Origin of the sequence: Janthinobacterium silvisoli, assembly GCF_014200725.1 — a bacterium.
In the GTDB taxonomy this organism is placed as follows: domain Bacteria; phylum Pseudomonadota; class Gammaproteobacteria; order Burkholderiales; family Burkholderiaceae_D; genus Janthinobacterium.
Genome location: NZ_JACHCL010000003.1, coordinates 68,022 through 90,885 on the forward strand (window position 1 = coordinate 68,022; position 22,864 = coordinate 90,885).

General features: G+C 58.4%; 19 protein-coding genes and 1 tRNA gene. 2 read left to right on the forward strand and 18 right to left on the reverse strand.

Translation table 11 applies throughout. The features are described from left to right. Window positions 1-95 precede the first annotated feature (95 nt). The 17 genes from HDE75_RS16705 to HDE75_RS16785 all read right to left on the reverse strand — a co-directional run bounded on the left by HDE75_RS16705 (window position 96) and on the right by HDE75_RS16785 (window position 20,992). Window positions 96-821 carry a WecB/TagA/CpsF family glycosyltransferase gene (locus HDE75_RS16705; RefSeq protein ID WP_183678279.1) on the reverse strand — a complete coding sequence of 242 codons (726 nt, stop codon included), beginning with the start codon at window positions 819-821 and terminating at the stop codon, window positions 96-98. An 18-nt stretch (window positions 822-839) separates the two neighbouring features. After that, entirely contained in the window at window positions 840-2,333 is a 1,494-nt protein-coding gene (locus HDE75_RS16710; protein WP_183678281.1) for a lipopolysaccharide biosynthesis protein, read from the reverse strand. A gap of 13 nt (window positions 2,334-2,346) precedes the next feature. Beyond that, the gene (locus HDE75_RS16715; RefSeq protein WP_183678283.1) at window positions 2,347-3,549 is read right to left on the reverse strand and encodes a glycosyltransferase; all 1,203 of its coding nucleotides are present in this window, start codon (window positions 3,547-3,549) and stop codon (window positions 2,347-2,349) included. 51 nt (window positions 3,550-3,600) lie between these two features. After that, window positions 3,601-4,668 carry an acyltransferase family protein gene (locus HDE75_RS16720; protein WP_183678285.1) on the reverse strand — a complete coding sequence of 356 codons (1,068 nt, stop codon included), beginning with the start codon at window positions 4,666-4,668 and terminating at the stop codon, window positions 3,601-3,603. A 179-nt stretch (window positions 4,669-4,847) separates the two neighbouring features. Then, entirely contained in the window at window positions 4,848-5,975 is a 1,128-nt protein-coding gene (locus HDE75_RS16725) for a glycosyltransferase family 4 protein (protein ID WP_221291912.1), read from the reverse strand. Further along, window positions 5,965-7,251, reverse strand: coding sequence for a polysaccharide polymerase (locus HDE75_RS16730; protein ID WP_183678287.1), 1,287 nt, complete (start codon window positions 7,249-7,251; stop codon window positions 5,965-5,967). The genes HDE75_RS16725 and HDE75_RS16730 overlap by 11 nt, the downstream gene beginning before the upstream one ends. Before the next feature lie 45 nt (window positions 7,252-7,296). Then, window positions 7,297-8,010, reverse strand: a complete 714-nt coding sequence (epsI, locus tag HDE75_RS16735; protein ID WP_183678289.1) for an exosortase-associated protein EpsI, B-type — start codon at window positions 8,008-8,010, stop codon at window positions 7,297-7,299. Beyond that, complete coding sequence (gene xrtB, locus HDE75_RS16740) at window positions 8,003-8,896, reverse strand: exosortase B (protein WP_183678291.1); 894 nt, start codon at window positions 8,894-8,896, stop codon at window positions 8,003-8,005. Before xrtB ends, epsI begins: the two co-directional genes overlap by 8 nt. Window positions 8,897-9,429: 533 nt before the next feature. Further along, window positions 9,430-10,581 carry a glycoside hydrolase family 5 protein gene (locus HDE75_RS16745; RefSeq protein WP_183678293.1) on the reverse strand — a complete coding sequence of 384 codons (1,152 nt, stop codon included), beginning with the start codon at window positions 10,579-10,581 and terminating at the stop codon, window positions 9,430-9,432. A 402-nt stretch (window positions 10,582-10,983) separates the two neighbouring features. After that, on the reverse strand, window positions 10,984-11,871 hold the full coding sequence (epsG, locus tag HDE75_RS16750) for a chain length determinant protein tyrosine kinase EpsG (RefSeq protein ID WP_260174181.1): 888 nt from the start codon (window positions 11,869-11,871) through the stop codon (window positions 10,984-10,986). 16 nt (window positions 11,872-11,887) lie between these two features. Next, window positions 11,888-13,297, reverse strand: coding sequence for a chain length determinant protein EpsF (epsF, locus tag HDE75_RS16755; protein WP_183678297.1), 1,410 nt, complete (start codon window positions 13,295-13,297; stop codon window positions 11,888-11,890). Between the two features lie 68 nt (window positions 13,298-13,365). Then, entirely contained in the window at window positions 13,366-14,133 is a 768-nt protein-coding gene (gene epsE, locus HDE75_RS16760; protein ID WP_260174180.1) for a polysaccharide export protein EpsE, read from the reverse strand. An 83-nt stretch (window positions 14,134-14,216) separates the two neighbouring features. Beyond that, window positions 14,217-15,125 carry an EpsD family peptidyl-prolyl cis-trans isomerase gene (locus HDE75_RS16765; protein ID WP_260174179.1) on the reverse strand — a complete coding sequence of 303 codons (909 nt, stop codon included), beginning with the start codon at window positions 15,123-15,125 and terminating at the stop codon, window positions 14,217-14,219. Between the two features lie 348 nt (window positions 15,126-15,473). After that, window positions 15,474-16,856 (reverse strand): undecaprenyl-phosphate glucose phosphotransferase, encoded by a 1,383-nt coding sequence (locus HDE75_RS16770; protein ID WP_183678301.1) that lies wholly within the window; start codon window positions 16,854-16,856, stop codon window positions 15,474-15,476. 8 nt (window positions 16,857-16,864) lie between these two features. Beyond that, a complete protein-coding gene (gene epsL / locus HDE75_RS16775; RefSeq protein ID WP_183678303.1) occupies window positions 16,865-18,109 on the reverse strand; it encodes an XrtB/PEP-CTERM-associated polysaccharide biosynthesis outer membrane protein EpsL in 1,245 nt (414 codons plus the stop codon). A gap of 68 nt (window positions 18,110-18,177) precedes the next feature. Next, on the reverse strand, window positions 18,178-18,849 hold the full coding sequence (locus tag HDE75_RS16780) for a CAAX prenyl protease-related protein (protein ID WP_183678305.1): 672 nt from the start codon (window positions 18,847-18,849) through the stop codon (window positions 18,178-18,180). A gap of 232 nt (window positions 18,850-19,081) precedes the next feature. Continuing rightward, entirely contained in the window at window positions 19,082-20,992 is a 1,911-nt protein-coding gene (locus HDE75_RS16785) for an ATP-binding cassette domain-containing protein (RefSeq protein ID WP_183678307.1), read from the reverse strand. A 232-nt stretch (window positions 20,993-21,224) separates the two neighbouring features. On the opposite strand from HDE75_RS16785, the gene HDE75_RS16790 reads away from it, so the two are divergent. Continuing rightward, a tRNA-Arg gene (locus HDE75_RS16790) sits at window positions 21,225-21,299 on the forward strand. Window positions 21,300-21,345: 46 nt separating this feature from the next. Next, on the forward strand, window positions 21,346-22,089 hold the full coding sequence (locus HDE75_RS16795) for a hypothetical protein (RefSeq protein ID WP_183678309.1): 744 nt from the start codon (window positions 21,346-21,348) through the stop codon (window positions 22,087-22,089). Between the two features lie 12 nt (window positions 22,090-22,101). On the opposite strand, the gene HDE75_RS16800 is transcribed toward HDE75_RS16795, so the two are convergent. After that, complete coding sequence (locus HDE75_RS16800; protein ID WP_183678311.1) at window positions 22,102-22,824, reverse strand: response regulator; 723 nt, start codon at window positions 22,822-22,824, stop codon at window positions 22,102-22,104. Window positions 22,825-22,864: the final 40 nt, after the last annotated feature.

The following is a 22,864-nucleotide window of genomic DNA, read 5'->3' on the forward strand; positions in this document are numbered from 1 at the left end:
CAATAGAATATCACCAATTTAGCAACATTATTACTTTTTTCATACTTTTTTGGCGCACTGCAGCATGCTTGTCAGAATCTTTGAGGCTGGCCTGATCAACGGTATTTAAAACACGCACGCAGGAATACCAGGATATCCCAGGTATAGCGCCGCAGCAGCCGGCGCGGCTCTTGCAGCAAGCGGTAAAACCACTCCATATGGATGCGCTGCACAAACGCGGGCGCACGCCGTTTCCCACCCGACCAGAAGTCGAACAGCGCCCCCACGCCGACCAGTACATTGGCGCTCAAAGCGTCCTGGTGTTCAAGTATCCAGCGCTCCTGGATCGGGTTGCCCATCGCCACCAGCACCACCTGGGCGCGTGTCGCATTGATCTGCTGCACCAGGTCGTGTGCATTGCGGATGCCGGCATGGCCATCGCAGCTGCCCACCACCTCCTGCCCCAGCACCTCGCGCACATACCTTACTGCCTTGGCCAGCACGTCGGCTTGCGCACCGAGCATGAAAACGCGCAGCGGCTGCGGGCTTTGCTGGAACAGGAAAGGCGTGAAATCGGTGCCGTTCAGGTTGCTGGCAAAACGGCGGCCCTGTATCAATTTGGCAGCGATATCCATGCCGATACCGTCATTGACGATCACGCAGCGACGCACGAGTTCCGGCGCCAGCACAAAACGGTTCTTCACGATAAAGTTGGTGTTGGCAAAGAACAGCGCCTGTTTTTCGCCGCGCGCGATAATGCCCAGCAAATGCTGGGCCAGCCACTCGCGCGTCGTGCTCAAGACGGGAAACTGGCTGATGCGGATAATTTCTGGTGCGTCCATGGTGCTAGTAGGCCTTTTTCAATCCGCAGCGGCGCCGCGGTGCTTCAACTTACGTAAATTCTTCAGCAGCGACAGGGGATCGAAATTCCCCTCCGTGCCGCGCCGCAAACGCCCCAGCAAGATCATCGGCAGCAAGTAGGCGACGGCGCCCGCCAGCAAGGCCAGCACCAGCAGCATTACGGCACCGCCCTGCCACCAGCGCGCCATGGCATACAAGGCCAGCAGCAAGGCCGTACTGCCTGCCAGGACCGGTTGCAGCGCCGCTACAAAACGTTTCAGCGGCAAGTCCATGACTTTCAGCGTCAGGTGCTGCGACCATGGCAGCATCAGCACATAAGCGGCGGCAAACGACAGACTCATGGCCAGCAAGCCGTAATGGCTGAAACAGGCCGCCAGGATCACAGCCAGGCTCAGCTGCAAGATGCCCAGCAGCGGCGGCCAGCGGCTGTGGCCCAGGGCAAACAGCACATAATTGTTCAGCTCCGACACGGAAGACAGGCAATACAGCAAGGCCAGGGCGGCGATGGTGCTGCAAGCTGGCAACCATTTCTGGCCAAACACGGTTACGACCAGCGGCTCGGCCAGCGCAGCCTGGAACAGCAGCATGGGCAGCATCAGGAACAGCATCATGAGCAGCAATTGCAGATACGCCTGGCGCAGTTGTTCAGCCTTGCCGACAGCTGCCGCAAACACCGGCAGCGACACACGCAGCAGCGAGGCCGTGATCACCAGGTACACCGCCGACGTGAGCCGTTTGGCAAGGTTGTACAGCCCGGTCGCATACGGCCCCAAAAAGATACTCACCAGCAAGGAATCACCATTGCTGTTGGCAAACGACAATACGCCGGACACGCTGACCTGGCGCACGTCATGCCAGTAGCGGGCCGGACGCGCACGCCAGGCCAGGCTGGGCAGCCAGCCGCTTTGCAGCACCACCAGCAATAGCGCCAATCCGGACGCCATCACTTGCTGCACTACCAGCGACATGGCGCCCCAGCCACGGTAGGCCAGTGCGATGCCAACGATGCCGCCCAGCATCACGGACAGGGTGGAACGGATGGCCAGCTGCTTGAATTTCATTTGCCGCACCAGCCGCGCCTCGTACGAACGCACCATGCCGAAAAACAGGATCGACAAGCTCATGCCTTGCAGCACGGGCGCCAGCGACGGCGCCTGGAACAGGGATGAAACCAGACCCGCGCTCAAGAACATGCAGGCGCACAGCAGCAGGCCGGCCGCCGTGCAGCGCCAGAACAGAGCCGAATACGCACTGTCGTCGGGCTCTTGGGCGCGGATCACGGGCATGGCCAGCGCATCGAGCACGACCAGGCGAGAAAACAGGATGAACAGATGGGCGATGGTCAGCAAGCCGAATTCGGCCGGATTGAGCAGCCGCGCCAAGATGGCGAAGATGATGAAGGACAAGCCCTGCTGGGCAAGATTGTCGAGCACGGCCCAGAACGAGCCGGAGGCCATTCCACCGGATTTGTTTTCACCTTTGTTTTCGCTCATGCCACCACCCCGCTCACCGGCGCGCCTGGTAGCCGGCCACGGTGGCAGTCACGAAGTCGCTGATGCGCGCGGCAATAGAGCCGATATCGAAGCGGTGCGAATGCTGCAGCGCATTTTCCGCCAGGCGCATGCGCGCCGGTTCGTCCGGTTCCAGCACATCGCGCAGCAAGGTGATCAATTCATCGTGCTGGCCCGAGGCAAAGGTGTAGCCATTCTCGTTTTCACGGATGCTTTCGGCGATGCCGCCCGAGCGCGCGCAAATCACCGGTACACCGTAAGCCAGTGCCTCGACCACGATGCGGCCAAACGGTTCTTTCCACTTCGACGGCACCACCAGCACGTCGAACAGGGGATAGACGTCATCGGGCTTGACCCAGCCCATGAATTCCACGTCGGCATCGCCGAATTTCTCGCGCAGGCTGGCCACATAAGCTTCGTCCTCGCCGGTACCGCCGATCAGGAAACGCACATTGCTGTTCGGCCCCATCAAGCGCGCCGCGTCCGCCAGCACGTCGACGCCCTTGTGCGGCGCCAGCACGCCCATATAGCCGACCACCAGCTTGCCGTCGCGCGCCTTCGGCACCCGGCCTGCGATGGGAAACACGGGGCCGGGAATCACGGCCGAGGTAGCTTGCTTGAAATAACCGAGTTGCAGATGCTGGTCGACCACGAAACGGGTTTCGCCAAACACCCCATCGACCAGTTGCGACAAGGGCTTCTTGCCTACCGACAAAACCTTGCAACTGCCGCACTGCCCCGCGCAATTGCTGCCATTCTTGAACAGTCCGCCGCGCCAGCAGGCCAGGAAATAACTCTGGATCACATGCACCACAGGCACTTTGTGCATGCGCGCCAGCAACCAGGTCGCCACATTGGTGTTTTCGATGCTGACTGTCATCACCACGTCAGGCTGGAACGCCTTGACGTGCGGACGCAAACGCCAATAGGCGCGGGGATTGAAGTTTTCCAGCACATGCCAGACCATCTTCAGGGCTGCGGAGCGTTTGGTAAAGAAGTAATCCCAGTACACATTCGGCGAACGCATGATGTGCACGTCCACGCCTTTGTACTGTTCCACGCCGTCGGCATCGCCCACGGTGACGACACGCACGTCATGTCCCTGGGACAGCAAACCACTGGCGATCATGAAGGAGCCTTCCGGCCCGCCGCCCTTGCCGCGCGGAGGAAAGGCGGCACATACAAGCAAAATTTTCAAGTCAGCGCTCGATCAATAAAGAGAAATAAATGGTCTATGGAGAGTACGGCTTCAGCCGGCGGTAGCCCTGTCCTTGACGCCCAGATACATGAACAGGCGTCCGAGCACGCTGGCGTATTTTTTGCCGAGGGTTTTGACGGCCAGCGCGCAGTAGCGTTCGACCGTATAAAAATACAAGGTCGCCAGCGCGATGATCAGCGCAAACGTGAGCGCAACCACCACCGGGTGGGTAATATCGTCCGGATACAGTTTCTTGACCCAGTACAGCACCGGCATGTGCAACAGGTACAGGGAAAAACTCAGGGTGCCCATCAACCGGAGCAAGGGGTTGCCGAACAGCAGGCGGGAGCTAAAGGAATCGAAGGAAAACACGAAAATAAAGAAAGCCACCAGGATTGCCATCACCAGGGTGCTCAGGTTTTCATGGATCATGCGCGCGCTGATCTGGATGATGCCGCATTCGACCGCCAGGAAAATCAGCAGCAAGGCCACGTGGATGATATTGATCAGCTGTGGCTGGCGCAATTCGATATGCATCTTCTTGCGCACCACGCCGGCCAGCGCGCCAAAGACAAAATAATGCAAATTGGAACCCACAAACGTGCCCGGCAGGCTGCGGCGCATCATGATCACCAGGATGGCCACGAAAACAATAAAGATCAGCGGCAAGGGATTTTTGGTGGCCACATAGTGGGCCACCGCGCTCCACAGCACCAGGAACAGGACGTAGAACTGCACTTGCGGGCCGATCGTCCAGAACACCGACTCGTTACCAATGAACAAGATATGGCGCAGCAAGTTATGCGTACTGATCTGGTACACGAACTGCGGGTCGAAAAACGTAAAGATGATAAAGGAGGCCAGGATCGTGAACAGATAGGCAGGGGCGATACGCGTGAAACGGGCCAGGCTATAGGCGGTGACATCTTCGACACAGAACTTCTTGTCGAGATAGAGATAGGCCAGCAGGAAGCCGCTGAGGACAAAGAAAATCATCACACCCAGGTTATGAAAGTGGTGCGACAGGTGCAAAAACCCTTCGCTACCCATGTGGGCATAAATCACCATCAAGGCGGCAAAACCGGCCAGGCCCGAGATTGAGTCAATTTTCTTGTTCACTGAGATAATTCACCGGTTATGAAGGAATAAACATAGCCGTCTCGGCTGCTCTTGCGTATGGCGCTCAAGGCACCATCGCAGAGCATTATTATAATTAAATTAATATTTATTGTCTGCACAATAGGAGTGCAGTGTGAAACAATGGCTTTTACATCATCCTCAAGGCAGGAAAAACCGCACTAGCGCTGCTTGCGCAGCAATTCCTCATAGATATCGACATAGCGCCCGCCGATATGATTCCAGCTGTACTGCTCGGAAAAATCCTGCAATTGCACGCGCCGCGCCGCATAGGCGGCCTGGTCTTGAGCATGCGCAGCGGCAATCGCCGCCACCGTCTGGTCCACCCCGCCCGTATGCAAGATACCGAGCTGCGCTTTCTCCAGCAGATTGCGGAATGGCGGAATATCGCTTAACACGGGCGTCAAGCCGGCGCTCATGGCTTCGATGGCGGCAATGCCAAAGCCTTCGTGGCGCGACAGGCAAACGTAATAGCTCGACTGTGACATCAGCTCGGCCAGCTGGGCATCGCTGGGATTGGCCACTATCGTGACGCGCTCGGCAACGCCTTTCTCGCGCGCCAGGGTTTCCAGGTCGGCGCGGCTGAGGTCATATTCACGGCCGGCAATCACCAGACGCCATTCGGGATGGCGCGCGGCCAGCACCCCAAACAGTTCCAGCGTTTCCTTCAAGCCCTTGTTCGATGACCAGCGGCCGAAATACATGATGCAAGGCGTCTTGGTAGCAGAGCCCTTGCCGCGGTATTTTTCCACATTCACGCCATTTTCGATCACTGTCAGGCGCGGCGCCTTGATGATCTTGCCAAACAGCTGGCCATCGTTGTCGCTGGTGCCGACGACCCGCGCATAGGCGCGCGAAGTGGCGCGCGTGACGGTGTTGAAAAAGATGGTTTTCAGGCGCGAGGCGAAACTGGTATGGAAGAAACCGCCATGGGTGGAGGCCACCAGCGGACGGCCGTGCAGCCACTTGGTGGCAGCCAGGTAATCGTAGGCAAAATCGACGCCGTGTACATGCACCACGTCATACTCGCCCAGCAGGCGCACTACGCCGGGCGACAATGGATAACGGGTCGAGCCCTTGTAGGGAATGCGGATCACGCGCACGCCGTTGACCATTTCTTCGGCGGGCAGGATTTCAGCCTGGTTCACAAACACGCGGTTGAGCGTGATGATGGTCGGAATGTGCCCATGGCAACGGGCTTGGTAATGCGCAATATTTTGTACGACATCTTCCATGCCACCGATCGATGGATAGTACTGGCGAACGACGTGTGCAACTTTAATCGGCATAATGGACTTTTCCAGCAACAGGTTGGGCAGAACGCAAGGGGGTGGCGAGCCATTTCTTGTCGCGCACGGCGTAGCAGCCGAGCAGGAACCACAGCACGCCGGCCGACTTCAGCGCAAACAGGGAAGTACCGCTGATGCACAGGATCAGCGACATATAGATAACGATGTAGGTACGGAAACGCTCGCCGCGCTCGTCGCGCATCTTGATCATCCACAAGCCGATCCACAACACGGCACAGCCGAACAGGCCAAAGCGCGTCAGGACGATGGAATAGCCCATGTCGCCAAAATTGATGTTATAGCCAGCCAGGCCGAAAATTTCAGCGGGACCGAAACGCACCATGGTAATGCCGCTCAAATACAGGCGGCCAGGGATGTTGTCGCTATAGCGTCCATCGTAATACAGGCCGAACAGGATCAGGATGACGGCGCAAATAAAGGGCAGCACCATTACCATGCGGTTGCCGCGGCCGGAAATGAGCAGGCGCACCAGCACCATCAGGGCCACGGTAACGAGGCCATAACGCGAATCGGCCAGGGTGATCATGATGGCGGCGGCGGCCAGGAAGAAGACCATATCGCGCCACTGCTCGCGGTCCTTGGACAGGCCCCAGGCCGCCACGATCACGGCAAAGTTGCCGAACGATACCGGTTCCAGAAAGATGGACGAGACCCGGTGATTGCCCAGCAGGAAAGGCAGGATGGTGCGGCCGATGCCGGCCGGCCGGATGCCGTTCAGCGCCAGGGTGCTGCCTTCGGCCCAGTTGGTGCTGGTCGTGATATTGCCTTGCGCCAGATAATACGAATAAACATTGAACAGCTTCGAGTACACATCGACAAACAGCAGCTCAAAAAAGCCCACCACCAGCACCAGATAAACAATGATTTTCAAGAAGCGGTCGGCAAATTTCTCGTCGCCAAAATTACGCCCAAGAAAATAGAACAGCACCAGGATGATCACGTCGCGGAAGCCCTTGGGATCGAGCGAACTGCGCAGCAAAGCCAGCAACAGCAGGTACGAGGCGATCAGGGTCAGGATCGCCACGAACGACAATTCGATGCGGCGGAACAGCAGCACGGCGCAAGCGGCGTAAATGCACAGCTCTGAAAACGCCACCAGCGCCGTCGACGCCTTGAAAAAATGCGTGTGCACGAAGCACAGCACGGCCTGGTAGACCGTGGCGGCGATCAGGATCGCCAGCAACAAACGGCGCTTGTTGCTCTCCTCGCCGGCGTCGCGCAGGCTGGCAGGTGTTTGGCGGGCGTAAAGAGTCATGCTTGTTTCATCGCTGGTTAAGATGGAAATACAGTACAGAACGGGCTAGTCGTCAAACTTGCCGGCCAGCTTTTCTGTCGGCGCCTTGCCGATATGGTCAAACAAGGCGTTGACGAATTGATCCTGCAGCGCATACGCCGCCGCCCTGTCCGGCTGTATGGTCGAGACGCGGAACAGCAAGCCATCGGGCACCTTGCCGCCCAGGCCATAAAACAGTTGCAGCAGCTTGCGGCCCACGCCAGGCAAGGTGGCGCGGTCGCCCACGGTCACCCAGTAAGTAATCGGTTCGTTGCGGCTGCCACTGACGGCCACCAGGCGGCGCACCGGAATATTGCGCTGGGCCGCCTTCAAGACGCCCACATCGTTGCGGGTGATGGCAAAGCCTTGCGCCGTATAACAAATTTCCGGGCGGTGGGCCTGCGTCGCTTCGCCGCGCTGGTCATCGCCGTAAGCGACCGATAGCAGGACGCGGTCGCCCGCCGCATTGACGTAGGTGCGCGCCAGGGTTTGCGTGTAAATCTTGGCGATCGCCGCCTCGGTTTCCGGATTGACGACGGCGGCGGCCGCATTGCGGTCCTCATGCCACTCGCCAAACTCGGACGGCACCAGCGCCGTCAAATCCAGCGCGGGCTTGCCTTCTGACATTTTGACCGTGGGCGTCACCACCTTGGTCAGCACCGAGGTCGACACCATCAACAGGCCCAGCAGCACACTGGCGAACAGCGCCTTGCGCGGTATGGTTTGCAATACATCACGCATGTTTTTTCTCCCGCCGCTGCACATATGCCTGCAACAGCCAATCGACGCCCAGGATCAGCAGCAGGGCGGAAATGAACAGCACCATGCCGGCAAAACCATGCAGGAAGCCCTGCCCTGCCGCATCGCCAAAATAATAGGTAATCAGGGTCAAGGTCATCACGCGGATCACATTGGCCGTAAAGGAAATCGGCACGATCAGCACGGCCAGCACGCCATTGCGCAAGGCCGAAGTATGGCGCACCAGATTGAGATAGAACAAACCCAGCGCTTCCAGGGTGAACAGCGTATGCAAACCGGCGCAGGCATCGGCTACCATCAGCTGATATTGGCCTATCTGCAAAATCACGCCGCTGCGGGCGATCGGATAACCGAGGAAAAACAGCACCTGCTCGGTGACATACGACACCGCCGTCTTCATCGGCATCGTCAGCATCGCCACCAGGATACCGGGCAAGGGGATCATGAACAGCATGAAAAACAGGGGAAACCACAGGATGCGCAAGGCCAGCGTACCGCGTTTGATCAGCAGCACGGCAGCCAGCAAGACGATGTAAGAGCCGATTTCAAAGATCGAGAACTGCTGCGAGCGGCCCAGCACATACATGACCAGGCCCAGCGCGGCAACTACCCAGCCCGCCTTCGACGAAGGCTGGCCTTCGGTCCTGGCCATCATCTCCGGCCATTTGCGGTACAGCAGCCAGGTCGACAGGATCAGGATGATCGGCCCATGCGCCTGCTCCTCGCTCATCCACAAACCGGTGATCAAGTCATAAAACGAGGGAACGTAAAGAGCCAGCAAACCGATCACGACCGGTCCCCATTCGGGAATGGCGGACTTCCACCAGGGCGTCGCGGCGGCGCGGGAGCTTAAGGAAGAGGTTTGCATCAAGACCCCATGAGTGACTGTCGTATAAAAAGCGTTTGCATCACCAAAATATAGTACTGCACCGCATCGTCGGCATCGGCCAAAAACACCCGATTATCGCCTTTGCCAGATAGCCCCCAAAGAAACCTTTAAATGATAGGAAACTATTTTAACAAAACACTAAGATTATAACGGAGCAGCAACGATGGTCAAGCTCAATACTGCATTTGGGCAGGCTATTTTTTTGTCCATGCAAAAATATCCGCAAAAGAGACAAATCCCTATGCAATCAATAACTTGCTGCGTGGAAAGGTAATTCTTTTGATCAACCTTAATATGCGCTGACCGCCCTGCACAGCATCCGGCGCCACGACACAAGTGGAAGGAAAATACAGGGAAAAACAGGCCACGGCGGGAGGCTCGCGCCCATCTGGTTGGAAGGATCTCCAGGAGCCGGACTGGCCGGCTCCTGAAAAGATCATGGACTCGCTGGCAATATGCTGGCTTGCGCCTGACTACTTACGCTGAACTACTGGCAAGCAATTACTGGACGCTTACTTGACAACGGCTTGCTGCTTTTGCAGGATCTTGTTTAAATCAAGATCCTCGTTGTTCCAGGCAGCCTGCAGCAGGCTCACGGAATTGCGCGTCACGCCAGTGATAGGCTGCACATTGAAGATGTAGGTCTTGCCCCACCAGGCGCCTGCCGACCAGTAAGTCCAGCCCGACCATGGCGCGCCGCGCATCGCCGTCAGCGCCGCCTGCAGGGTCGGCAAGCACTCTGGCGTATCGGCAACGCCGAATTCCCCCATGAACAGCCGCTGCTTGTTCGCCACGGCCCAGACCTTGACCTTCTCGAGGATATCGTTCAGCTTGGCCGGCGAGATGCAATCGGCCTTGGTGCCGGAATAATTCGAATCGACATACTGATGCACCTCGATCATGGTGCGGGTCAACGGGTCTTTCAAGGTGGCGAATGTGCTCGCATTGGAGACGCCATCGCGCAAGGTCGCCCAGTCGTGTGCGCCGCTATACGTGCCGCCGGCGATGACGACCAGGTGCTTGGCGTTATTTTCACGCAATTTTGCCAGGGTAGCCTTGGAGGTTTCGCCCCATTGCTTCAAGCTGGTCAGCACCGGTTCATTCATCAGGCCCAGCGCCACCGTATCGACATCGGGGAAGGCGGCCGCCATGCGCACCCAGAAGTCGGCGAAGTTTTCCGTCGTCGCGCCCGGTTTGCCCAATGGAATGCCTTTGTAGGCGCCATAGTTGTGCGCATCGAGCAGCACGCACATATTGCGCGACTTGGCCGTCTCGATCACCTTGGCAATGAACTTGACCTGGGTCTGGTCGAGCGGGCCACCGGCTACCGGCTGCAAGCGTTCCCACAGGAAGGGCAGGCGTATCATGTTGGCGCCCAGGTCCGCAAAATAAGTGATGTCGGTCGCGCTCGGATACATATAATCCTTGAACACGGTGCCAGGAATCTTGCTGCCGTTGAACTCTGCCCCGGCCAGATTGACACCCCGCAAAGGCAGCTTGTTCAGGCAAGTGGCGCCAGCGGGCACGGCAATCGCCGTGGCGGCGCCCAGCAACACGGCCAGCGCGCCCCAGCGGCGCACGCGCCCCGCCACCGTGGTCACGCCCGCTTCAGGCAGCCCAGATTTACTTGTCCATCCGCGGACTTTCTCGATCAAAAATTTCATGCTCCCATTCCTTCCATTGTGGAATACACCGTTGGACCACTATACATTCCCAATAGTTGCCGTCAAGAAAAAACCGAGAGTTGCTTGATGTATAGGCACATGGTTACGGAGATCGTCTCGATTTCAACACGGCAAATTTGTGCGGCAGGAAACCATTAATACACTCACTACGCACGCTCACCCTTTCTTTTTTTACATGTCGTTTAAGCACTATATACCCCTGATAGTTGCAGTCAAGAAAAGACCGACAGTTACTTTCCACTTTAGGGGCGACGTAGCGATTTCGATACGGAAATTTTTCCTCACGTGGTGAACCATAGCTTATCGAGCAAAAGTTGCCGAGGCAAAAGTACATTCGGCCGCACAAGGCGGCCGAAGCAGGGTCAGCAAAAACTTGAAAACTTAGAACTCTTGCAGCACCGTCCCGACAATCTCCACACCGTTGCGTTCCAGCTGTTCGGCGAAGGTTGCCAGGTCCGCCAGTCCGGTGGCGTTCTTGCGCGCCACCAGCAAGACGCCGCCCACGCGTGCGGCAATCGCCAGCGCGTCCGAGCCGCTGGCGAATGGCGCCACATCGTACAGCACCACGTCATAGCGCGAGGCCACTTGTTCATTGAGCGTGGCAAACGAAGTACGGCTAAGCAATTCCTGCGGATTCGGCGGCAAGGTGCCCGCGCTCATCACCGACAGGGCGACGAAGGAATCGATCCTGGCAATCGCGTCCAGGTCGCCGCGGCCGGCCAGCAGATCGGACAAGCCCTGGCGCCCTTTCAAGCCAAACACTTCCTGCTGTTGCGGTGTACGCAAGTTGCCGTCAACCAGCAGGGTTTGTTCGCCCAACTGTGAAAACACCACCGCCAGATTAGCGGCAAAGATGGCCGCGCCGTCTTCCGGATTGACGCTCACCACCACCAGCGCCTTGCGGCCGCGCGCAAACCAGCGCAGCATCAGCTGGCTGCGGATGGCGCGCAGGGTTTCGACTTGCTGGCCGAACGGCTCGTAGGCCGCGATCAGCTTGTCCGAAAAAGCGCCCGTGCCGCGCGGCAGATAGGGATAGTTGAACTGCTGGGCGAGTACCTGTTCGATATCGGCTTCGGTAATCAGGCCCAGGCGTTGCGCCGCCTCGCCAAAACGGATACCGAGTTCTTTCTGCATGCGCAGCACGCGTTCGGCATTTTCCGGCGTGATCTTGCCCGACTCCAGCAGCAAGCCGCCGATGCTGGAATCGCCGGTGTGCGCCGTGTTGGCGTTGGACGCTGGTACGTGGCCAGCCAGTGCAGGATGATTCATGGTGTTTCCCATCTTATTAGTTCAAACGCAAGCGGTTAGAGAACACCGACTTCAGGGACTTGAAACGGCGGCGCTTCGGCGCTTGCCAGGAAATCGAACCCAGCACCGGGATTTGCAAGGCGTCGAACAGGTCGCGCTCGGAACGCACGCGGCGGTCCAGCATTTCCAGCACAATACTCAAGCCCAGGCCCAGCAAGCCGCCAAAGAAGAAGGCCAGCACTGTGTTGAGCAAGACTTTCGGACCGGACGGCACGACTGGCGGCACGGCAGGATTAAGGATCGAGATATCGGACTGTTCCGCCTGGCCTTCAATGCTGGTCTGAGAGAAACGCTGCGAGGTGGCGTCGTAGGCGCGCTGGGCGCTTTCCACATCCTTCATCAGCACGCCCATTTCATCGCGCGTACGGTTCAGTTCCAGCACCTTGGCTTTTTGCGCCGCCATCGCGGCACGGATGGCGCCTTCGCGCTGCTGCAGGATCTGCGCATTGTTGCTGACGCTGCCCGATGTCACCTTGATGGCGGCAGCCAGATCGCTGCGCAATTTATCGAGTTCCGCCTTGGCGCTGATGTATTGCGGGTGGTTTTGCGACAGGCGCTGCGAAATGTCGGCAAATTTCGATTCGGCCGTGCCCAGCGCGATCTTCAGATTCTGGATCATCGGGTTTTGCGCTACGTCTGGCGATTCCAGCGTCGAGGCGCCTTGCGCCATACGCTGGCGCGAAGTCGCTTCCATCGATTGCGACTGCGCAATCACCAGCTGTTGCGACAAGTCGTTCAAACGGTTCGATTCCACATCCACCCGGTTATCCAGGCTGACGATGCCATTTTCCTGCTGGTACTTCGACAAACGGCTTTGCGCTGCTTCCAGCACATCGCGCATCTGGCGGGTCTGGTCATTGAAATAGGCGGAAGCCTTTTTCAGGGGATCGACTTTCAATTGAATACTGACGCGCTGGTATTCTTCCGCAAAAGCATTCGCGATGGCCGCCACGAAGTGCGGATCCGAACCACTGAAACTGATTTCCACCACGCTGCTTTCACGCGACGGCACGACATCGAGTTTCTTCAGCAGCAAGTCGGCCAGCCAGTCGCGCACCGTGCCTTCGCCACCGGTGGCGGCGTTGAACTGGGCGATGACGGCCGGATTTTGCGCCAGTTTCAACGAATCGACGACATGCAGCGCCACGTTCTTGCTGCTGATGATATCGATTTGCGTGGCCATGTAGCCTGCCATCAGCTGGCCTGGCATGGCCAGGCCCGTGACGGTATCGACGCCCTTGTAGTTGAGCAGCACGGAGGCTGTACCCTTGTACGTCTTGGGCAAGACCAGGCTGATCGCCAGGGTTGCCACCACCACGATCACCAGGGTGATCCAGATGACGCGCTGGCGGGCGCGCAATATCAGTAGGAACTGGGAGAAATTCATAGACACCGTCTCATATCATCGCAAAACAATCAGTACAAAATGCGGCAGCAAGTCTCTGCTGCCACTGCTTAAAACCAGCTTTCCTTCACATACACCACGTCGTCGCTCTGCAGCAGGTCATCGTGCTGGGCGTCGATGATTTGCAGCTTGCCGTCAGGGCCACGGCGCTTGATGCGAATGCCGCGTTCGGTACCGCGCTGCGTCAGGCCACCGCCGGCCGACAGCGCCTGCAGCACCGTCATAGAACGCTCCAGGCGGATCACGCCCGGGCGCTGTACTTCGCCATAAATATAGATGCGGGGCGCACGCTCGACGAACACCACGTCATTGGCGGACAGGTCGAAATCGCGGTTCAGGTCGGCGGTGCGCACCATGTCCACGATATCGACCACGTCGGTGGTGGTCTTGCCATCGCGCTTGCGGATCAGGCTAGCCGTGTCGCCGCCTTCAGGGCCGATACCGCCGGCCAGCGCCAGCAAGTCCAGCAGGCTGCGGCGGCCATCGACCGGATAACGGCCCGGACGGTTCACCTGGCCCAGCACCGACACTTGCTGGCTTTGCAGCAAGGTGACGATGATGTTGACTTGCGGCTTTTTCACGAAGCCGCCCGTTTCCAGTTTATTGGCGATTTTCTTTTCCGCCTCGGCGACAGGCAAGTTCATCACATTGACCTGGCCAATCAGCGGAAAGGTGATATCGCCCGCTTCGCTGACGCGCGTTTCCACGCCCAGGTCCTGGTTGCCGTACACGGAAATTTTCAGTACATCGCCAGCACCCAGCAAGACTTCACCGGCGTTGGCGCTGCCCACCGTGAAGGCCAGCAGCGCAGTCATCATCAAAAGTATCAGTCGTTTCATCATCAGCTCAATCTCGTCGGTCACGCGGTTTAGGTAGGCAAAATAGCGAAAAATAAATCGGCTTATTTCAGGCCGGCAACGCCCCGTTCGGTGGCGCCTGCACCTGCCGAAGCTGCCGACGCAGCACCCGAGGCGGCAGCAGCGGCTGCAGGTGCGGCCTGGTTCAGGTATTCGATCTTGGCGGCTGCGCGCAAGCGGTCCATTTCCTGCTTGGCGGCATCCTTGGTGCGGGTGTTGACCAGGTATTGCTCGATCTGCGGTCCGGCCACGGCCAGGGTCAAAGGCACATCCTTGACGTCGACGATAGTCATCAGCATCGAACGCTCGCCTTCATTGATGATAAACAGCTGGCCCTTCGGCATGCCCTGCAGCTTGGCGCCCAGTTCCGGCGCCAGATCGGTGCTGGTGCGCGAGACCTGGCCACGGGCAAAACCCACCTTGTTGCTATCCATCCAGGCAGCGACTTCTTCGAGCGACTTGCTCTTGTCGATCACTTGCTTGAGTGCATCGTTCATGTCCTTGCTGGCGATCAGCAACTGGCGCATGTCGAACTGCTTGCGATTGCTGAACAACTCAGGGTGCTGGTTGAAGTATTCTTCCACTTCCGCCTTGGTCGGACGGGCAATCGTGCTCAGTTTCTTTTGCATGTAAGCCTGGCTGATGATCAGCGCCTTGGCACGCTCGATGGCTTGCATGACTTTCGGGTCGCGGTCGATCTTTTCCTTGACCGCCACGTTCTCGACCACCTGGCGATCAATCAGCGCTTCGAGCAACTGTTTGCTGGCCGCTTCCTGCTGCGCAGCCGGCACGCCGGCACGCTGCAATTCTTCATTCAATTGTAGTGCCGTAATTTCCTGACCATTCACGCTGGCAAGCGCCTGGCCCGTCTTCTTCGCCTTGTCGCCGCCGCAGGCAGCCAGGCCAGCGACGGTCAGCAAAATAACGCCAGCGCTCAGGACACGTTGTTGCAAATCAGTTCGTTTCATTTTCATCGGGCTTGCCATCTTAAAGGGTTCAACATGTTTTCAAACGCTGCCGCAACACTGGGCGCAAGCACGTCAAAAGATGTATGCGTGTACATAGTTTCAGTACGCTGGATTGAGAACGCTATCTTACAGGCCATCATGAAGTTTGCGTACGCAACAGGTACAAATTATGCAACGAGATTACAAAAATTACAAATGATGCAATCACTTTTCTGCTGTCAACATGAATGCCGGACGGCAGGCCGCGGCTGCAGTTGTCGCGACGCCACAATGTGTATCCGCGCGGCAATCGAATTGATACCCGCTATCGCCGCTTCTGTCATCAGCACCTCCTCAGTGCGCGTTTTCACGCTTCAACACCACTTGCACCGTGCGCACCACGATCCACAAATCGAGCCATAGCGACCAGTTGCGCAGATAATCGAGGTCGAAGCGCACCCGCGCTTCCATCTTGTCCAGGGTTTCCGTCTCGCCGCGCAAGCCATTGACCTGCGCCCAGCCTGTAATGCCCGGCTTGACCTTGTGCCGCAACATATAGCCCTTGATCAGCTTGCGGTATTGCTCGTTGTGCGCCACTGCATGCGGACGGGGGCCGACGATGCTCATGCGGCCTTGCAAGACATTGATGAACTGCGGCAACTCATCGAGCGAACTGCGGCGCAGGAAAGCGCCGATGCGCGTCACGCGCTGGTCATTCCTGGTAGCCTGCACCACCTTGGCGCCATCTTCGGCCACCGTCATCGAACGGAATTTATAGACGATGATTTCTTCGCCATACAAGCCATAGCGGCGCTGCTTGAAAATCACGGGCCCCGGCGAGGTCAGCTTCACGGCAATTGCGATGACCAGCATGATGGGCAGCAAACACAGCTGGATCAAACTGCCGATCACCAGGTCGCTCATGCGCTTGATGGCGCTGTTCCAGCCCGTAAAAGGCGATTCGCAGATGGCGATCACCGGCATGCCGCAGACATTGTCAAACCGCGCCTGCATCAGGTCAAACACGTAGATATCCGGCAGGAAATATACCGAGGTGGTGGTGTCCTGCAATTCATCGAGCAGCTTGCGGATGCGCGGCTGCGCCGAGATCGGCTGGCTGATGAAGATCATCTTGGTCTGGTTGGCCCGCACATAGGCGGCAATCTCATCCATGCGGCCCAGCATCGGCTGCTGCATGTCTTCCGGCCAGCGCTCTTCTTCGCGGTCATCGAAATACCCTTCCACCTGCATGAACAGGTTCGGGTGCTTGCTGATGGCGTCGGCAAAGCGCACGCTGACACTATTGGCGCCGATGATGGCCACGGAACGTACTTCATTGCCGCTGCCGTGGATGGAGCGCGCGCGGCGCACTGTCAGTTGCAGAAAGATCAGCAACAGCGGCGTGATGACGAACCAGGCCAGCACGACAGAGTCACGGTAGTGCTGCGACAAGCCGCTGACCGAACCGAGCATTACCAGGATCAGCGCCGTGATGCCCCAGCCGACGATCACATCGCGCGCATAAGCCCACATGCGGCCGGCGCGCCAGGCGCGGTAAGGGTCGACATGCTGGTAGATGGTCGATGAAATAAAGAACGCCAGTATCATCAATACCAGCGCATAGCCGTCAAACGAGGAACCGAAGACGAGCGAGCAGACATACAAGGTCAACATGATGATCAGCGGGTCGAGTACGCGCTGAAAAAAAGAAATCAGGGGTATATCGTTAATCGTCATTTTGCTTTTCAGAATTGAACATTGGCGGAGAACGAAACACCTTTGGCACGGTAGGTATTACTGCCCACGATAGGATTGCCACTGCGCCGGTCACGGAAGGCATCGAGTTCCAGCTGGATATTGTTCAGTGGCGTATACGTCAGGCCCAGCGAACTGCTGGTGCTGGAATCGGACAGGCCACTCAAGGCCGAGAAACCATTGATGGTGCTGAAATCACGCTTCTCGCGCCGTATCTGGGCGTTGAGGGCCACTTTTGCCGTGGCAGTCCAAAAACCCGCCACGCTGGCGCCCTTGTTCAGGCTGCTACCCACGATACCGCCTTCCACCACCTGGAATTCGCGCCACAGGGCTGCATTGAAGCGCAGCTTGCCAGTGGCAATCCAGTCACCGATCAGGCGGCCATTGGCGCCGCTGCTGCTGCCGCCCGACACCGACTGCGGATGCGTGCGGCGTACCCAGCCACCCAGGAAGGACAACTTGGTGGGACCGCTCACCAGCCACAGCACGTTGGCCTTGATTTCATCTTGCGTGTAATCATTGTCAGGCAAGCCCAACAGGGGATTGCCCTTGAATTGATAATTCGATTTCAGCTGGCGCAGCTGTATGCCGACCTTGCTGCCGCTGGTGGCCAAATAATCGAGGCCGAGTTCGGTCGCATCTTCCGTACGGTTATTGATTTGTTGCGCGGGCAATTCATAGTCGGCCATAAAGCGCGAAAAACCCGCGCGCACCTGCCAGTTGGGATGGAATAGCCAGGTGGCGTCGGCATAGTGATGGCGCTGGGTGCGCAAATTGCGCTGGTCCGAATTGGTGTCGGTAAATGGCGCCAGGGTTTCCAGGTAGCTGGTGCCCAGATGGCCCTGCCACCGGTTGCCCAGCTGCCAGGCCCAGTCGACCAGCGCGTCCTTGCCGTTGTAATCGAGCTCGGTAAAGCGGTTAAAAGTGACGTGGCTCAATTTGGCGTAGCCCGTGAATAATTGCCGGCCAAGCGGACGTTCGAACAGGAAACCGCCCTGCACAGTGCGGCTGGTATCGCTCAAGTCCGGTATCTGCCCCGGAAACTCGCTCAGGCGCAGCAAGTTGTCGTCATAAGCGAAAGTGGTCTGGATAAACGGATGGATGGTATCGCTGATTTCCGCATGGACACTACCGGCACAGAGCGAGCCGATCAACAATGCCAGCGCGGCGCGGCGCGGCGCACGGGGGCGTGCCGCATCACCGGCAGCGCGCAATTCTTCAGTCAGGCTCAACATTCTTCTCATCTTTGTGATTACTGCATTATCTAATGACACCAATGACGTTATTGACGCGAATGCTGCGTCTACCAATAAGCCCACTGCCCGGTCATGAGTACCCAGGCACCCAGCAAGCCATTCGTCACGCCGTGCGCAATGATGGCCGACCACAGGGTGCGAAAACGCACGTAAAGCCAACCATATGCCAAACCAGCCACAATGCCTGCAAACCACAAATTATGTTCAAAGCCAAATAGTATCGCCGTAACAACAATATAGCGGAACTTCAGCAGTGACGGGTCCACCGTTAGAAAATTTGGCGATTGTAACCAACGCAATAGGAATGAACGCCAGAACAACTCTTCCATGACGGGTACCACCAGTGCCGCGCCGGCAATGCGCACCACGACCAGCAGCCAGTCGGTTCCGCCACCGGAACGGGGATCAAAACCGGCCGGCTCACCGACCACCATCCAGGAAGCGCCCAGATTCAGCCATAGCAGCAAGACAACCACACCTGCCAGTACCGACCAGGCGATGGCCGGCCATCCCATAGTGGCGCGACCGGGCCAGGCCAGTTCCGAGTAATGGCGGCGGTAACACCAGAGCAGCGCCAGGACGGCGGCTATCTTCACCACATACAGATAGCGAAGTTGCTCCTGAGCATAGCCCGCCCATATTAACACATCAGCAATAAGAATGAAAAAGAGATAAGTAAAAAAAGGCAGTACGCGCGGCAGTGCGAGTCGGTCAAACATGCAGGCGCTCCTCCCGTGCAGACGGTCAAGTGGCGTGGCTAAAGCGATAGAAATGACACCGGGTAGTGTCGCTACGGAGAAACTGACAATGAGCGGCAATATTGTCTTGTGATCAATATTTTAGCAGAAATGTAAAAGCGGTTTGTGGCAGATGTTCTGCAGTGTGCGGGTCGTGGGGGGATGGAACGATTGCCGCCGGTAGCGGCAATCGGATAAGCTCAATTTATAAGGATCAGCCTTTGGCGCGTGCTTCGATGGCTTCCCATTTTTCCAGGGCAGCCAGCAGTTCATTCTCGATTTCCGCCATGCGTGCGTTCAGGCGTTTGCCTTCGGCTGGCGTTTTTTTGTAGAAATCGGGATGCGACAATTGCCCGGCCAGTACGGCTTGCTCATCTTCCAGCGCGGCCATGATATTTGGCAACTCATCGAGTTCGCGCTGCTCTTTATAGCTGAGCTTTTTCTGCTTGGCGACCGGCGCCGGGGCCGGGGCGGCTGCGGCAGGCGCGGCGGCGGCTTTCGGTGCGCTGCGCGCCGTGGCTGCTGGCACGCTGGCGCGCTGGCGCTCCCAATCCGTGTAGCCGCCGACGAATTCGCGCCACTTGCCTTCGCCTTCGGCCACGATCACTTGCGTGACGACGTTGTCGAGGAAAGTACGGTCATGGCTGACCAGGAAGACGGTGCCGGTGTACTCTTCCAGCAACTCTTCCAGCAATTCCAGGGTATCGATATCCAAGTCATTGGTCGGTTCATCGAGCACCAGCACGTTGGCCGGCTTGGCGAACAGGCGCGCCAGCAGCAAACGGTTGCGCTCGCCACCGGACAAGGTCTTGACGGGCGAACGGGCGCGCTCGGGAGCAAACAGGAAATCGTTCAGATAGGTCATCACGTGACGGCGCTGGCCATTGATCTCGACCCAGTCGCTGCCCGGCGCGATGGTTTCCATCAGGTTAGCCTCTTCATTCAGCTGCGTGCGCATCTGATCGAAATATGCCACTTGCAACTTGGTACCCAGGCGCACGCTGCCCGTGTCCGGCGTCTCTTCGCCCAGGATCATTTTCAGCAAGGTGGTCTTGCCGGCGCCGTTCGCGCCGATCAGGCCCACTTTGTCGCCACGCAAGATGGTGGCCGTGAAATCCTTGACGATGACCTTGCTGCCATAGGTCTTCGAGACGTTTTCCAGGTCCGCCACGATCTTGCCCGAGCGTTCGCCAGCCGACACGTCCAGCTTGACTTGCCCTTGCTGTTCACGGCGCGCATTGCGCGTCAGGCGCAGCGCTTCCAGGCGGCGCACGCGGCCTTCATCGCGCACGCGGCGCGCCTTGACGCCCTTGCGTATCCACACTTCTTCCTGCGCCAGGAACTTGTCGAACTTGGCGTTTTCCACTTCTTCGATTTCCAGCTGCTCGGCCTTGCGCACTTGATAGGCCGTGAAGTTGCCTGGATACGACAGCAAGCGGCCACGGTCCAGCTCGATGATGCGGGTGGCCACGTTGTCGAGGAAGGAGCGGTCATGGGTAATGAACAGCACGCTGCCCTTGAAGTCTCGCAACAAGCCTTCCAGCCACAGGATGGAGCTGAAATCGAGATGGTTGGTCGGCTCATCGAGCAGCAGCACATCGGGTGCCGACACCAGCGCGCGCGCCAGCGCCACGCGCTTTTGCATACCGCCCGACAGGGTTTTCATCAGCATGTCGCCCGTCAGGTTCAGACGGTCGAGCACGGTTTCCACCTTGTTCGGCAAGCTCCACGCATCGGCCGCATCCAGTTTGACCTGGATATCGTGCATGCGTTCCATCAATTCATCGTCATTGCCCTGGCCAAACTGGCCCGTCAATGCATCATATTCCTTGAGCCAGGCTTGCGACTCGCCCATGCCGGAGGCCACCGCGTCGAACACGGACATGTCCGGGTCGAATTGCGGCTCTTGCTCTACATAGGCAATCTTGATGCCTTGCTGCATCACCAGCAAGCCGTCGTCGAGCTTGAACTTGCCCGAAATGACTTTCAACAGCGAGGACTTGCCCGTGCCGTTACGGCCGATCAAACCGACCCGCTCCGAGGTTTCCAGTGAAAATTCCGCGTGATCGAGCAGCGCGACGTGACCGAACGCAAGTTGCGCCGATGAAAGAGAGATGACAGCCATAATGATGAGTAAAGTGCTCGGGCGCCGTACCTTGCCTACCAAATATACCGCGTGGTAGGCAACACAGCCGCCGATCAGATGATGAAAGAAGCACGCATTGTACCGATAGTCGCGCAAGCATAGGCATATCTTGCAATCTGTCGGCTATAATTGCGCTCGCTTCACAGCGTAGCAGAGGCTTTTTATCGCTGCGCGCTGCCGAAGGCGGCAGGCCCAGCCCGCCGACAGCGTCCTCCCCGTAGCACAATGGATAGTGCACATGCCTCCTAAGCGTGGGATACTGGTTCGATTCCAGTCGGGGGGACCAGCTTCAATACGCCGCATACATTGCAGTTTCGTCTACGATACTGGCCATGCACCCAAGCAAACATCACTCACCACGTACAGTGCACGCCAACAAACAGCGCGGCGCTGCACTGCTGCTGCTGGTCACCGTGCTGGCCCTGGGCGCGGCCACCCTGCTGATGACAGGTTTCAGTGCGCAGGTCATGGAGCAGCGCCGGGTTGAACATACGCAGCAAACCCTGGCGCAGTCGCGCGATGCCTTGATGGGGTTCGCCTTGCAGCATGGACGCTTGCCACGGCCCGCCATGTCGGCCCAGGATGGCCGAGAGAGCGCGCAGCCGTGTGCCAGCGACGCCGATTGCAGCGGTTTTTTGCCGTGGGTGGCGCTGGGGGTGGAGGCGGCCGATAGCTGGGGACATGTGCTGCGCTATAGCGTGACACCGGGCTTCACGCAGACGCCGATCAAGCGCAACGAGGTGCTGGCCAGCAAAACCATACAAACACGCTACACCGACGGCAGTGTGCGCTATGTGTATGGGGATGACTTGTGCGGGCGCGGCGCCTGTTCGCCGGCCGTAATTTTCTCGACCGGCAAGCACAATTTCGGCACCAGCGTGCAAGGCGTGAAACAGCGCAGCGGGAACGTGGAAAATGCCGACGAGCGCAGCAACGACCAGGCGACGCAGCATTTCATCGTCCGCCAGGCTACCGACAACAGCGCCCTGCCCGGCGGCGCCTTCGACGATATGCTGGTGTATGTGCCGCTATCGACCTTGCTGACGCGCATGGTGTTTGCAGACAAGCTGGACTAGCTACCGCAATTTTTACTGCAAGCCCGATGCCTGCAGGCTGCTATCTTGCACCAGCAATTCTTCCTGCCAGAGCACCGACTGCCGCAGTTGCGCCAGCAGCGCATGCAGCGCGGGGGCATCGGGGGTATCGATCAGCGCCGTTTGCACGGCCTCGGCCGCGCCGCTCAGTCCCAGGGTAGCGCAGCCGACGTGCAGGCGCTCCAGCTGTACCCGCAGCGCACCGGCGTCGCCCACGGCCAGGCTGCCGATCTCGCCCGACAGGGCAGCCAGCTGCGCCTCGAACCCTTTTAAATACGCTTGCAGACGCTCCGCCCCCACGCCCAGGCGGACCCGGGTTTGGCCAGGTGGCTCTGCCGCCCAGGCGATGGCGGGGGCCCGCATGCGCTGCAGGAAAGGCCGCACTTCGTCGCCCTGGAAAGGCTTGACGATATAACCGTCAGCCCCGGCGGCACTGGCGCCATCGACGGTGTCACGGTCGGTAGCCGATGAAATGAGCACAAAGGGCATGGCCTGCAATTCAGGATTGCCCTTAACTCGCTGCAACAGTTCCATGCCCGACAAACGGGGCATGCGCAAGTCGCAAAAACACAGCGCCGGACGCAAGCCGGCTTCCAGTTGCTCCCACGCGGCGGCGCCATCCTCGGCCTCCACGATGTCATGCACGCCACAACTGTCGATCAGGTGCATCAACACCATGCGCGATACGACATCATCGTCCACCACCAGTACCTTCATTATTACGCTCTCCACAATTTTATTGGCCGTACCAAGCTGT